The organism is Rugosimonospora acidiphila, from assembly GCF_039543385.1.
Lineage (GTDB): Bacteria > Actinomycetota > Actinomycetes > Mycobacteriales > Micromonosporaceae > Rugosimonospora > Rugosimonospora acidiphila.
Genome location: NZ_BAABJQ010000025.1, coordinates 67,626 through 80,881, shown reverse-complemented (window position 1 = coordinate 80,881; position 13,256 = coordinate 67,626). Strand labels below are relative to the sequence as shown.

The following is a 13,256-nucleotide window of genomic DNA, read 5'->3' as shown; positions in this document are numbered from 1 at the left end:
TCGGATAGGGACGGCGCGGGCCGGCGGCGCTATGGCAGGTTCAGCCACAGCCGGATGAGGTCGCGGCGGCGCTGCGGCTCCGGGTGGTCCTGGTAGGCGGTGTTCCGGTGCAGGATCACCCGGTTGTTGAGGAACTGCATGTCACCGGCCCGCAGGTCCATGGTGAGCATGAACCGGGGATCGTCGTGGAGCCGGTCCAGGGTCCACATCGCCTCCAACTGCTCGGCCGACAGCGCGTGGGCCCCGTGCCGGGCCGGGCCCAGGTGGTCCGGTCCGTACCGGACGACCAGGCCGCCCCCGCCGTCGATGGAGTAGACCGGCTGCTGGCAGAAGCTCTCCGGCCCGCCGCCGGGGCGGCCGTCGAACCACCACGGCCGGTACAGCACCTGGGCCAGGTCCGGGCGAGTGCGCACGAGTTCGTTGTGCACCGCCAGCGAGCTGACGATCGAGCTGAGCCCGCCCGACTTGGCCGGCCTGACGCACAGTAGGGCGACGGCGTCGGTCGGGTCCGCGTGGAACCCCAGCTTCTGGCGGTGCCGGTCGCCGGGGCCGCTCGGCTGGGCCGGATCGACGCCCTGGTCACGTACGTGCGTCAGCGGCAACCGCCGCGCGGTCTGCCCGACCAGGACACCGACGTGGCCGGCGATGCCCAGCGCGACGAGCTCGCACTGCGGCTCGGTGAGTCCGGCCAGGGGTACGCCGCGCAGGAGGGCGAAGCCACGGCCGTACGCGAGGTCGTGAGCCAGCCGGTCAAGCTCCACGCCCAGCGTCGGCAGCGGGAACCCCCCGCGCGCCACCCCACCCGCTGGAACGCCGGCCGCCCGCACGGCGGCGAGCGCGGCGAGCACCTCCGACCGGTGCGCGCCGTCCAGCGGGTACCGCCACGAATCGTCGCCGGCGATCTTGTCAGCACGCCACTCCGCCGGACCCGGTACCTGCCTGATCACCACCACCTCAGCACCTCCCCGGCAGCCCGGCGCGGAAACCGGGCCGCTGTGCTCATGGTGCGGCCTCGGCGGTGGCCGGCGCTGGTCGGCTCGCTGTCAGCGTGTCAGCCCGGACGCCCATTCGCGGTCAATCGGCCCGCTGTGGGCGTGTTTTCATGACCGATCATTCCATCGTGGACGGCCGATCAGCGGGTACGCCCGACCCGGGTCAACGGGGTGCGAGCGGCTCCATGGTCACCTGATGCGGGTCCTTGTCGGGCCGCAGTCCGCGCCACGACGGGTGCCGCAGCCGACCCTCCGGGGTCAGGGTGCGGTACGCGACCTCCCCGACGATCCGCGGCTCCACCCACTGCGCGTCGCGGGCGTACTCGCGCGGTACCGGGCCATCGAACGGCGCGCTGGGCCGGCGCAGGGGGCTCAGCTGCCCGGCGAGGTCGCGCAGCATCTGACCGGTGAACCCGGTGCCCACGTGCCCGACGAAGGCCAGCGCCCCGGAATCGTCGTACACGCCCAGCAGCAGGGAGCCGATCATCCCCTCGCGGCGGCCACCGCCGGCCTTCCAGCCGGCGATGACGACCTCGGCCGTCCGGTTGAGCGGAGTCTTGACCCAGGAACGGGAGCGGACGCCGGGGTGGTACGGGGAGTCGAGCCGCTTCGCCACGACCCCCTCCAGCCCCAGATCCCCGGCCGCGCGCAGCAGGTCCCGGCCGGCGTCATCCGTCCAGTACGGCGGCGCCGTGGCCACGTCGCCACCCAGATCGAGCGCCTCCAGCTCACCACGACGGTCCACGTAGGACCGATCGAGCACCGGCCGGCCGTCCAGGTACAGCAGGTCGAAGGCGTACAGGCGCACCGGCACCCGGGACAGCAGGGCGGCGCCCGGCGACTGGACGTGCATGCGCTGCTGCAGCAGGCTGAAGCTGGGTACGCCGTGCTCGTCCAGGGCGAGGATCTCGCCGTCGAGCACCAGCCGCCGGCGCCGGAACCGGCCGGGCAGCGCGCGCAGTTCCGGGTAGCTGGCGGTCACGTCGCGATCGTTGCGCGACGCGATGCGCAGCCCGCCCGCGTCGAGGTAGACCACGGCGCGCACGCCGTCCCACTTGAACTCGTACCCCCAGCCGGGCGGGGTGGGCACCTCGCCCAGGGTGGCCAGCATGGGGCGGATCAGCGACAACGCCCCGTCCCCCATAACCGACGATGGCACGGCCGGGACCGCCTCGAAGATCGAACGCCGGACTCCGGCCGGCCCGTTGCCCGGGCGCCGGTGCCGCACCGGGACACCGAGGCGCTGACCACCACAAACCGGTCAATCACGCCCGACCCCGAACCGCCCGACCCGCTCGGCCCGCTCGACCCGCTCGGGGCAGCCGACCGTCGGGCCGAGGGACAGCCCGGCCCGGCCCGCTCCGCCCGGGCGCCTGGGACAGCCGCGGGCGGAGCGGGCCGGGCCGGAGCGGGCTGGGTACGGTTGAGCGGGACCGATCCGGCGCGGGCCGGGCGGCAGGACCCCGGAAGGACACGAGCAGATGCCGGCTCTGGACCACCGACCCGCTACGCCCACGCAGGCGCTGGACGAGCTGCTGGCCGGGAACCAGCGGTTCAGGTCTGGCGCCCGGGTCCACCCGAATCAGGACGCCGAGCGCCGGGCCTCGCTGGCCCTCGCGCAGCAGCCGTTCGCCGTGGTGTTCGGCTGCTCCGACTCCCGCCTCGCCGCGGAGATCCTTTTCGATCGCGGGCTGGGTGACCTGTTCGTGGTGCGCACCGCCGGCAATGTGATCGGCGATGAGGTGCGGGCCAGCATCGAGTACGGGGTCGCCGCGCTCGACGTGCCGCTGGTGGTCGTGCTGGGCCACGAGTCTTGCGGCGGCATCCGGGCCGGCTGCGACGCCCTGGCCGGCAACGGGACGCCGGATCCGCGGCTCGCCGCCATCGTCGATGGGGTCGCTCCCAGCATCGAGGACGCGCACGCGCGCGGCATCACCGACCAGGGCGAGATCACCCGGGTACACATCGAGCGCACGGTCGACGCGCTGCGCCGGCCCGGTACGGCGACCGGCGACGCGGTGGCGGCCGGCCGGTGTGCCGTGGTGGGGATGTACTACCAGCTGGCCGACGGCCGCGCGGAGCTGCTACGCGGACCGGAACAGCCCCGCGCGACGGTACCCAGCCCCCGGCGCGAGCCCTCGGCGTAGCGGATCACCGGGCCGGCCGGCGCGGCCGTGCGGCCTAGCAGCTCACCAGGCCGGCCCGCACCTTGCTGGCGATGACCTGCTGGGCGGCCGCGACGAGCTGAGCCGCGAAGGTGCCGGAGCCCTGCGCCTGCGCCACCAGCGCGTCGGCCATCGGCTCGGCGTCCTGGGACCGGACGCTGAGCACCAGGTCGCCACCGGCCTCGATGAACCGCACGGCCCGCTGCCCGACCGGGACCGCGCTGGCCGCCACCGCCGCGCCGAGGTCATCGGACATGATCAGGCCCTTGAAGCCGAGCTTCTGGCGCAGCAGCCCGGTCACGATCGCCGAGGAGAACGCCGCGATGTTCTGCGAGTCCAGCTTCGGGTAGGTCGCCGAAGACATCATCACGGCGGCGGTGCCGGCCTGGATGCCGCTGGCGAACGGATCGAGCGACGGATCGTCCGCGGTCGTCTGGTCGTCCACCGCGTGGGTGGAGGTGTCGGTGTTGGCCCGCACCCGGCCGAGCCCCGGGAAGTGCTTGAGCGTGGTCAGCAGTCCGGCGGACTGCGCGGCGGTCACCACCGTGCTGACGTCCCGCGCGACGGCGTCCGGCGTCGACCCGTACTGCCGGTCGAGCTCGCCGATCGGCGGGTTGTCCTGCGCGGTCCCGGCGGGGACGGTGTCCGCGACCGGCGCGAGGTCCAGCGACACCCCGGCGTGCACCAGGCGGGTGGCCCAGTCCGTGGTCTGCGACGTGAGCGCCGAGGTGCTCAGCTGCCCCTGACTCACCGCCGAGGGGATGGTCGGGAAGTCGGTGCCCTTGAGCGTCTGCACCTCCCCACCCTCCTGGTCGAGCGCGATCTGCAGCGGGACGGCTCCCGACGAGCGCGCCGCGCTCTGCAGCGAGTCGATCGACTGGTGCAGCGTCGCGGCCGACTGCGTGCTCCGGCCCTGGAAGAACACGCCGCCGAGGTGGTACTTGGCCACGGTGTCGGTCAGCTGCGCCGGCGTGGCGATCGGCGTACCGATCATCAGTACCTGCCCGGCCTGATCCGGCAGCGACAGCTTCGACGCGATCGACGCGGCACACGCGTCGCCGGACAGGCTGGCCGACGGCGACGGCGACGCCGGTGGGGACGATGACGAGGATGGGGACGAAGATGGCGAGCCCGGGCTCACCCACTGCGCCGTCCCCACGCCCGAACCGGCACTGGCGCCCGAGGCCGGCGACACCAGCGCGTGCGTCGTCACAATGGCGACGGCGCACACGACCACCAGGGCGAGTATCCACCAGCCCGGCCGAACCCGGGACTGTGCTGGGCGGTACGCCCTCGGCCGGCCGGCTGCTGGCATATGCGTGAATCCTCTACATCGACGGATGGGTGGCCGCGCCCGGACTGTCGCTCAGCTGGCGTGCCAGCTCAGCCCGGCGATCGACCTTAACCCGCCGGTCGATGCCGACCACACACGGTCGCCCGGAGAATACACACGGCGGCGGCGCGATCACGCTACGTAGCTATCCAACTCGCCGGCATCCCCTGGAACGGATCGGGCGCACCGCCGACCAGCGGCAGGACGCGGTCGAGCGAACAACGTCGCTCCTCCGCCGTCGCCTAGCGCCGCGCGCGCCCCAGCACGACGGCGCCGACGTACGTCAGCGTGCCGATGACGGCCAGCCAGCTGTACGGCGCGCCGGAGTGCCCCCTGGCGAACTCGACGACGGCGGCGACGACGAGGACCGTGAGCAGAACCTGACCCGTCACCGCGGCGGCCTGCGCGTCGATGCTGACGATCCGCTCGTCGCGCCGATCCAGCAGCCCGCGCACGGTCTCGGAGTACCGCCCGCCGGCGAGTACGGCGCCGGCGAACAGCACCATGACGCCCAGCATCACCGCGCCCAGCCACGGGTGGCCGCCGATGCCGGCGGCGACCAGATACCCGAGCCCGGCCACGATGCTCAACGCCGGCAGCGACCAGTACGCCACCGCGTGCCTAGCGCTCCTGGACATCGAAGACCTCCTCGACGGTGGATCCGAAGTACCGCGCCAGCGCGACCGCGAGCGCGAGGGACGGGATGTACCGGCCGGTCTCCACGGAGTTGATGGTCTGCCGGGACACGCCCATGGCCACCGCCAACTGAGCCTGGGACAGCCCCTTGGCCGCGCGCAGGTCGCGCACGGCGTTTCCGGTGACGATGAACTCCACGGTCGGCCCCCTCCGTCACCGGCTTCCGCCACCACCGGCCTCCGCCGCCGCCAGGGCCGCGTCGGGGCGCCCGCCCGGCGGGTTGGCCCGCAGGCAAGGTGTCAAGTCTGCTTGCCATACCCAGTCAAGCAGGCACCGCGCCCTATGTCAAGCTGGCTTGACATAGGGCGCGGCGGGTGTCGGCCGGAATGACGCGCACACCGTTCGGGTCAGCTCGCCGGAGTTGGATCCGCTCCGATGCCGGGAAGCGGGTCTACCGTGAGTGGGCACAGCGGGGACCAGCGCGAACAGGGGGAGATCATGGCCACGCTCGAAGACCGGCCGAACAGTGCACTGCTCGTCATCGATGTGCAGAACGGCGTCGTCGCCGGGAGCCACCGGCGCGAGGATGTCATCGCGAACATCGCCAGCCTCGTGGAGAAGGCGCGGCAGGAGCGGGTCCCGGTCGTCTGGGTCCAGCACTCCAGCGACGGCCTCCCGAAGGGAAGCGACGCCTGGCGGATCGTTCCCGAGTTGACGCCGCGCGGCACCGAGGCGCGCGTCGAGAAGGAGTACGGCGACTCCTTCGAGGACACCGATCTCGAGGCCGTGCTGTCGAACCTCGGAGTCGGGCGGCTCATCGTCGTGGGCGCGCAGACCGACGCGTGCGTCCGCTCGACCATCCACGGCGCGTTCACCAGGGGATACGACACCACGCTGGTCAGTGACGCGCACACCACCGAGGACCAGACGGCCTGGGGTGCGCCGCCGCCCGAGCAGGTCATCGCGCACACCAACCTGTACTGGGCCTACCAGATGGCGCCGGGCCGCACCGCCGGGACCGCCGACACCAAGGAGGTCGACTTCGGCGCCGCGTCCTGAGCGATCGGGGCGCGCACCGTTCGCGGCGTGAACCCTTCGCGGCGCGGACCCTTCGCGGCGCGCGGCGCCGGGGCGGTCACTGGTGGGGCATTGGCGCGATCAGGAACGCCAGCACGAAGAACACGACGATGGCGAGGGCGATGAGTGCCGCCGATTTGACGATCGTGAGGAATCCCGCGACCAGGCCGGCGGCGAAGCCCTCGGCCGCGGGGACGCCGTCGTCGGACGCGGTGAACGAGGTCCATCTCCCGGACCCCCACCAGCCCAGCAGGGAGCCGACGAGGATCCCGAGAAAGAAAACCAGTAACACGGCCGGCCCCTTCCCCCGTCTGCGCCGCGGAGCCGTCGCGGCACCCCAAAGCCGTAGCGGCATAACAGTATAAATTCACCCACTTCAACCGTCTCCGCCGTCGCAAGGTTATGCGGAGGCGGGAAGCTCGTCGGCCTCAGCAGTCGCAAATCGGCAGATAATGGGATGAATCAGCGTTGCGGCGATCAGCCTTCCCGCAGGGCGGCGAACGCCTCCCGGATCAGGTTCAGGGCCCGCTCCAGCGTCCGGTCCGGCTCCGGCAGGCTCGAGTAGGCGATCAGGACGCTGCGCATCGCCGCCACGCACGCCCGGGCCAGCACCGAGGTGCACAGCGTCGGCCGGGGCGGGTCGGATTCGCCGGCCCGCTCGGCCAGCGCCGCCGCGAGACTGTCCTCGAGTTTCCGCACCACGGGCTGGGCCGGCCGGGTCGGCTGGGACAGCAGGCGGACGGGCGGCCCGCTGAACAGGATGGCGATCCCGCCGCGCTGGGCCGCGATGGACAGCAGCGCCTGCAGGACCGCCGTGTACGGGGGCTCCCCGGCCGGCCGGGCGCGCACCTGCTCCTGGAGGACCGGGATGAGGTCCACGATCTCGCCGAGGACCAGGTCCTCCTTGGACGGGAAGTACCGGAAGAACGTGCGCTCGGTCACCCCGGCCGCCGACGCGATGTCGCGAACCGTGGTCGCCGCGTACCCGTGCTGCTCGAACATGCGCAGCGCGGCCTGCTGCAACGCCTGGCGCGTCGCCAGCTTGTGCGCCTCGCGCCGCCCCGGTTCACCCATCCGGCCATCATTCCAGGCCCGACCCTCAAGTGTCATGACTGACACTTCCGAGCTACCGTGTCAGTCATGACAGTTCGGCGGGCGGGCTCGGAGGTTCCATGCGTCGGCTAGTTCTGTTCTGCCACCGCCACGCCGGATTGATCATCGGGGTGTGGCTGGTGGTGCTGGTCGGGCTGACGCTGGTCAACCGCACCGCCGGGGCCGACTACCGCGACACGGTCAACCTGCCGGCCTCCGACAGTTCCCGGGCCCAGGACCTGCTGGCCCAGGTCAAGGGCGGCGGCCAGTCCGGCGACTCGGAACGCATCGTGTTCGCGACCTCGTCCGGCACGGTGACCGACGCGCAGATCCGTGCCCGGATCGATCCGATGCTGGCGAAGGTCGCCGCGCTGCCGCACGTGTCCCAGGTGGTGTCGCCGTACACGCCGCAGGGCCAGGCGCAGATCGCCGGCGACCAGCGGGTGGCGTTCGCCACGGTCTCGTACGACGCCCCGGCCAACAAGGTCGCCCCGAGCCAGGCTCAGCAACTGGTCGACGTGGCCCGCTCCGCCGGGCAGGGCGACCTTCAGGTCGAGGTGTCCGGGCAGATCGCCATGCGCGCGTCCCCTCCCAGCCTGGGCGGCGCCTACATCGGGTTGATCGCGGCGGCCGCGGTACTGCTGATCACGTTCGGGTCGCTGTTCTCCATGGTGCTGCCCATCATCACCGCCGCCGTGTCCGTGGGCTCCGGGGTCGCGATCGTCGGGCTGCTGACCCACGCGATAAACGTGGCGCAGGTCAGCCCGCAGATCACCGCTCTGATGGGCCTGGGCGTCGGGGTCGACTACGCGTTGTTCCTGGTCACCCGGTATCGCCAGGGCCTGCTGGCCGGGCGCAGCCCGCAGGAGGCGCTGGGGGTGGCCGCGGTGACCTCGGGCCGCAGCGTGCTGTTCGCCGGGCTGACCGTCTGCGTGGCGCTGCTGGGCATGTTCACCGTGCGGCTGAACTTCCTGTACGGCATCGCGCTGGGCTCGAGCATCGCCGTGCTGCTGACGATGCTCGCGGCGCTGACCCTGCTACCGGCGCTGCTGCGGCTGCTGGGCATGCGCGTTCTGTCCCGTCGCGAGCGGCGCCGGCTGGCCGAACGCGGGCCGCAGGCCGAGCGGGAGGGGCGGGCGTGGGGCCGTTGGGCGAGGGGCATCATCCGCCTCCCGGTGCCCGCGACGCTGGCCTCGCTGGCCGTGATCGTGCTGCTCGCCCTGCCGTTCCTGTCCATGCGGCTCGGCATCTCCGACGCCGGCCTGGACCCCAAGGGCACCACCACCCGCGCCTCGTACGACCTGCTCGCCGAAGGCTTCGGGCCCGGGTACAACGGCCCGTTGGTGATCGCGGGGCACGCCGACGGCGCCGCCGCGCGGCAGGCGGTGCAGCGGGTCGCGGGGTCGCTGTCCGGCCACGAGGACGTGGCCGGCACACCGCAGGCCATGTTCGCACCGGCCAGCGGGGGCGGCACCATCGCGGTACTGACCGTCTACCCGGACAGCGCGCCGCAGGACAAGGCCACCGCCGACCTGGTACACGACCTGCGGGACCGGGTGATCCCGGCGGCGACGCAGGGCACCGGCACCCGGCTGTACGTGGGCGGCACCACCGCCGTGGACGTCGACTTCTCCCAGGCGCTGACCCAGCGGTTGCCGCTGTTCATCGCGGTCGTGGTCGGCATCTCGTTCATCCTGCTCGCGATCGTGTTCCGCAGCCTGCTGGTGCCGCTCACCGCGGCCCTGATGAACCTGCTGGCGGCCGGCGCCGCGTTCGGCATCATCACCGCCGTGTTCGAGTGGGGCTGGGCCGGCGCCCTGATCGGACAGGACCGCACCGGGCCGATCGAGCCGTACCTGCCGGTGCTGCTGTTCGCGGGGCTGTTCGGCCTGTCCATGGACTACGAGGTGTTCCTGGTCGCGCGCATCCAGGAGGAGTGGCACCGGCTGCGGGACAACCGTCAGGCGGTGGTGCGCGGCCTGGCCGCCACCGGCCGCACCATCACCGCCGCGGCCATCATCATGGTGTTGGTCTTCGCCTCGTTCGTGCTCGGCGGCAACCGGGTGGTCAAGATAGCCGGCCTGGGCCTGGCCAGCGCGGTCCTGCTGGACGCGGTGGTGATCCGCAGCCTGCTGGTACCGGCCGTGATGGCCCTGTTCGGCCGCGCCAACTGGTGGCTGCCCCGGTGGCTCGACCGGATCCTGCCGAGGCTGACCATCGAGGAGCCCGGCGCGGACGGCACGGCCACCGACGAGGCGGTCGCGCCCGAGCCGGCCTCCGCTGGCCGGTGAACTCAGCTCGCTGAGTCCACCGGTCGGCGGAGGTTCACCGGTCGGCGGAGGTTCGCCGGCCGCTGGCACGGCCGACCGGTGAACTCAGCCGGCGAACATCCGGCGTAGTTCGCGCTTGAGCACCTTGTGGCTGGGGCCCAGCGGCAGTTCGTCGATGAACCGGACCTGGCGCGGGTACTTGTGCCGGCCCAGCCGCTCCCGGGACCACTCGACGAGTTCTTCCTCGGTGGCCGACGAGTCCTTGTCGAGCACGACCACCGCCCAGACCTCCTCGCCGTGCGCCTCGTCCGGTACGCCGATGACCGCCACCTGGACGATCGCCGGGTGCCGGGCCAGCACCTCCTCGATCTCGCGGGGGTACACGTTGAACCCGCCCCGGATGATCATGTCCTTCTTCCGGTCGACGATCGTGATGAAACCCTGCTCGTCCTTGGTGCCCAGGTCGCCGGAGCGGAACCAGCCGTCGACGATGGCCCGGGCGGTCTCCTCGGGCCGGCCGAGGTACCCGGCGAACACGTTGTGCCCGCGGATCACGATCTCGCCCAGCTCACCGGCCGGCAGCAGTTCGATGCGCTCCTCGATCTCGGCACGGGCGATCTCCACCTCCACGCCCCAGATCGCGTGCCCGACCGTGCCGGCCCGGGTGCCGAAGTGCGGTTGATTGGTGGTGGCCGTCGGCGAGGTCTCGGACAGCCCGTACCCCTCGAAGATGGTGGTCTCGAACGCGGCGTTGAACTTCTCCAGCACGGCCAGCGGAAGCGACGCGCCGCCGGAGATGCACAGCCGCAGCCTCGGCAGCCGCTCGTACCCGGCCGCCGCCTCGGCCAGCGCGACATACATCGTCGGTACCCCGTGGAACACGTTCACGCCCTCGCGCAGCATCAGCTCGATCGCGGCCGGGCCGGAGAACCGGGACAGCATCACCAGGGTGGCACCGAGGCGGAACGTGCCGTTCATGCCGACGGTCTGGCCGAAGGAGTGGAACAACGGCAGGCAGCCCAGCACGACGTCGTCGGGCCGCGCGTCGTTGGCGTCGAAGATGTTGACCACCGTGTTCATCACCAGGTTGAGGTGCGTGAGCACGGCACCCTTGGACTGCCCCGTGGTGCCGCTGGTGTAGAGGATGACGGCCGGGTCCTCGGCCTGCCGGGACTCGAACGTCGGCAGCGGCGCGAGCGGGGCGCCGACGTCCTCCAGCCGAGTGGTATCCACTGTGGACTCGTTGGTGGGGCCGGCCGGACCGACGGTGACGACCGGCACCCCGGCCGAGGCCGCCGCGGCCGCGCCCATGGCCAGCTGGCTGGTGTGGCAGATCAGCAACCGGGCACCGCTGTCGCGCAGCACGTACGCCGCCTCGCCCGCGGTCAGCAGCAGGTGTACGGGGACGACGACCGCGCCGAGCGCGAGCGCCCCGTAGTACGCGCGGGGAAAGTCCACCGTGTTCGGGGCCAGCAGGGCGACCGCGTCGCCCGGGCGCACCCCCAGCTCGCGCAGGGCGGCCGCGAACCCGCGGGCCTCCTGCCACAGCCGCGCGTAGGGCACCCGCAGGTCGCCATCGACGACGGCCGTCTTGTTCGGATACCGCCGCGCCGACTCGGCGAGGACGCTCGCCAGCGACAGCATGGTCATCCCAGGTGCCCTCCGATCGTGGTGTACCCGCGCAGCAGGTCACGGGAAATGATGAGCCGCTGCATCTCGTCCGTGCCTTCGTAGATGCGCATCAGCCGCACCTGCCGGTACCAGCGTTCGATCGGCAGTTCGCGGGTGTATCCCATCCCGCCGTGGATCTGCAGGACCCGGTCGACCACCCGGTTGATCATCCCGGCACCGTAGAGCTTGGCCATGGAGGAGGAGTGGCGCGGGTCGACGCCCTGGTCGACCGTCCACGCCGCCCGCAGCACCAGCCAGCGGGCCGCCTCCAGCTCGGTCTCCGAGTCCGCGATCATCCACTGGATGGCCTGGTTCGTGGCGATCGGCCGGCCGAACGTCTCCCGCGTGTTCGCGTGGTCGATCGCCATCTGCAGTGCGCGTTCGGCGATGCCCAGCCCGTGCGACGGGATGATGTACCGGCCACGGCCGATCCACTGCATGCCCAGCTCGAAGCCCTGGCCGACCTCGCCGAGCACGTTGCGCCCCGGCACCCGGACGTCCTCGAAGACCAGCGACGCCGGGCCGCCCTCCCCCATCGTCTGGATGAACTCCGAGCGCCAGCCCATCGCGCGGTCGACCAGAAAGGCCGTGGTGCCACCGCCGCGCACGCCGCGTTCGGGATCGTTGACCCCCACCACGATGGCGAAGTCCGCGTCGTTGCCGTTGGTGATGAACGTCTTCTCGCCGTTGAGGATCCAGTCGTCGCCGTCGCGGCGCGCGGACAGCTTGATGTTCGCCGCGTCCGATCCGGCGCCCGGCTCGGTGATGGCGAAGCAGGAGATCCGGTCGCCCTCGATGGTCGGCAGCAGGTACTCCCGCCGCTGCTGTTCGTTGGCGTGGTAGAGGATGTTGTCGGCCTCGCCGCCGAAGCGGAACGGCAGGATGGTCCGACCAATCTCGGTCCAGATCAGCGACTGGGTCACGGCCGGCAGGTCCATGCCGCCATACTCCTGCGGCGTGGACAGCCCCCAGAAGCCGAACTTCCTCGCCCGCGACTGAAGCTCCCGTAGCTCGTCGCGGGTCAGGCCGGGCTGGTGGGCCCGCTCGCGGCGCAGCAACTCCTGCTCCAGGGGCATGACTTCCTTGCGAATGAACGAGCGCGCGGTGTCGCGGATCGCCTTCTGCTCGTCGCTGAGTGCGAAATCCATGATGTCCTTCTTGGGGTGCGCCGTCGGGGAGCGGTACCGCACCTCTAAACTAACGCTGGAAGTTTTCCGGCGCGAGAGCGTCGAGGCGATCGTTTGCGATGTGGCCGTCCGGTCGGCGGGGTCAGGCTTCGGGCAGGATCCGGTCGATGAGGTGATCGACCTGGTAGGTCAGGTCGGGCCAGGGGAACGCGCGGCGCGTACTGCGCAGCATCACCACACCGTGCAGCGCGGTCCAGAAGTGGATGGCCACCAGGTTGGAGTCCTCGTCGGGCCCGAGCACGGCGGCGATCTCCTCACGCACCGCCTCGAACACATGCACGCCGATGTACTGGACGTCGGGGATGAGCCGCTGCGGCAGCGTCTCGGAGGAGAACATGACCAGGTACCGACCCCGGTTGTCCAGGCCGTAGCGGACGTACCGGTGGGCGCTGGCCCGCAGCCGCGCCCCGTGCGACTCGCCCGCGTCCCGCGCCGCGGCGGCGAGCACCTCGCCGAACTCGTCGAAGTACCGCCTCTTCACGGCGAGGACGAGGTCGTCGAGGCTGGGGAAATGCAGGTAGATCGAGGTCGTCGCGACGCCCACCTCGCGCGCCACGGCACGCAGCGACAACTCGCCGACCTCCCCGGTCTCCGCGAGTATCCGGCTGGCGGCGGCCACGATCTCCTCGCGCAACCGCTCACCCTCGCCGCGCCGCGCCCGGCGCCGCCGTCCGGGCGCGGCCATCCCACCGGCCACCGCCTCGCCGCCGGCAACCGCCTCACAACCGGCCACCGCCTCGCCGCCGGCTGCCGTCTTGTCACCGGCTGCCGCCTCGTCGCCCGCGGCCCCGGCCGCCGCCGTGACCTCGTCGTCCGGCATCCAACGCCCCCTC

General features: G+C 72.0%; 13 protein-coding genes. 3 read left to right on the top strand and 10 right to left on the bottom strand.

Translation table 11 applies throughout. From position 1 onward, the window contains the following. Positions 1-29 precede the first annotated feature (29 nt). Both ABEA87_RS31945 and ligD read right to left on the bottom strand, forming a co-directional pair. Positions 30-953: a TauD/TfdA family dioxygenase gene (locus ABEA87_RS31945; RefSeq protein WP_345635957.1), complete on the bottom strand. Its 924-nt coding sequence runs from the start codon at positions 951-953 to the stop codon at positions 30-32. Positions 954-1,155: 202 nt separating this feature from the next. Next, the gene (gene ligD / locus ABEA87_RS31940) at positions 1,156-2,151 is read right to left on the bottom strand and encodes a non-homologous end-joining DNA ligase (protein ID WP_345635956.1); all 996 of its coding nucleotides are present in this window, start codon (positions 2,149-2,151) and stop codon (positions 1,156-1,158) included. 322 nt (positions 2,152-2,473) lie between these two features. On the opposite strand from ligD, the gene ABEA87_RS31935 reads away from it, so the two are divergent. Further along, positions 2,474-3,139, top strand: coding sequence for a carbonic anhydrase (locus ABEA87_RS31935; protein WP_345635955.1), 666 nt, complete (start codon positions 2,474-2,476; stop codon positions 3,137-3,139). A 34-nt stretch (positions 3,140-3,173) separates the two neighbouring features. Here ABEA87_RS31935 and ABEA87_RS31930 read toward each other — a convergent pair whose 3' ends face one another. The 3 genes from ABEA87_RS31930 to ABEA87_RS31920 form a co-directional block, all read right to left on the bottom strand. Then, positions 3,174-4,472 carry a glycoside hydrolase family 3 N-terminal domain-containing protein gene (locus ABEA87_RS31930; protein ID WP_345635954.1) on the bottom strand — a complete coding sequence of 433 codons (1,299 nt, stop codon included), beginning with the start codon at positions 4,470-4,472 and terminating at the stop codon, positions 3,174-3,176. A gap of 260 nt (positions 4,473-4,732) precedes the next feature. Then, a complete protein-coding gene (locus tag ABEA87_RS31925) occupies positions 4,733-5,128 on the bottom strand; it encodes a hypothetical protein (RefSeq protein WP_345635952.1) in 396 nt (131 codons plus the stop codon). Continuing rightward, on the bottom strand, positions 5,112-5,324 hold the full coding sequence (locus ABEA87_RS31920; RefSeq protein WP_345635951.1) for a helix-turn-helix transcriptional regulator: 213 nt from the start codon (positions 5,322-5,324) through the stop codon (positions 5,112-5,114). Before ABEA87_RS31920 ends, ABEA87_RS31925 begins: the two co-directional genes overlap by 17 nt. A gap of 300 nt (positions 5,325-5,624) precedes the next feature. On the opposite strand from ABEA87_RS31920, the gene ABEA87_RS31915 reads away from it, so the two are divergent. Further along, complete coding sequence (locus tag ABEA87_RS31915) at positions 5,625-6,185, top strand: cysteine hydrolase family protein (RefSeq protein WP_345635950.1); 561 nt, start codon at positions 5,625-5,627, stop codon at positions 6,183-6,185. A 76-nt stretch (positions 6,186-6,261) separates the two neighbouring features. Here ABEA87_RS31915 and ABEA87_RS31910 read toward each other — a convergent pair whose 3' ends face one another. Together ABEA87_RS31910 and ABEA87_RS31905 are read right to left on the bottom strand one after the other, a co-directional pair. After that, on the bottom strand, positions 6,262-6,495 hold the full coding sequence (locus tag ABEA87_RS31910; protein ID WP_345635948.1) for a hypothetical protein: 234 nt from the start codon (positions 6,493-6,495) through the stop codon (positions 6,262-6,264). A 185-nt stretch (positions 6,496-6,680) separates the two neighbouring features. After that, positions 6,681-7,277: a TetR family transcriptional regulator gene (locus tag ABEA87_RS31905; protein WP_345635946.1), complete on the bottom strand. Its 597-nt coding sequence runs from the start codon at positions 7,275-7,277 to the stop codon at positions 6,681-6,683. A 98-nt stretch (positions 7,278-7,375) separates the two neighbouring features. Between ABEA87_RS31905 and ABEA87_RS31900 the strand changes: the two genes are divergently transcribed. Then, entirely contained in the window at positions 7,376-9,586 is a 2,211-nt protein-coding gene (locus ABEA87_RS31900) for an MMPL family transporter (RefSeq protein ID WP_345635944.1), read from the top strand. Between the two features lie 84 nt (positions 9,587-9,670). Here the strand turns inward: ABEA87_RS31900 and ABEA87_RS31895 are convergent, their stop codons facing one another. From ABEA87_RS31895 to ABEA87_RS31885, 3 genes are all read right to left on the bottom strand, one after another. After that, positions 9,671-11,215 carry a long-chain-fatty-acid--CoA ligase gene (locus ABEA87_RS31895; protein ID WP_345635942.1) on the bottom strand — a complete coding sequence of 515 codons (1,545 nt, stop codon included), beginning with the start codon at positions 11,213-11,215 and terminating at the stop codon, positions 9,671-9,673. Next, positions 11,212-12,384 carry an acyl-CoA dehydrogenase family protein gene (locus ABEA87_RS31890; RefSeq protein ID WP_345635941.1) on the bottom strand — a complete coding sequence of 391 codons (1,173 nt, stop codon included), beginning with the start codon at positions 12,382-12,384 and terminating at the stop codon, positions 11,212-11,214. Before ABEA87_RS31890 ends, ABEA87_RS31895 begins: the two co-directional genes overlap by 4 nt. 121 nt (positions 12,385-12,505) lie before the next feature. Beyond that, on the bottom strand, positions 12,506-13,243 hold the full coding sequence (locus ABEA87_RS31885; RefSeq protein WP_345635939.1) for a TetR/AcrR family transcriptional regulator: 738 nt from the start codon (positions 13,241-13,243) through the stop codon (positions 12,506-12,508). Positions 13,244-13,256 lie beyond the last annotated feature (13 nt).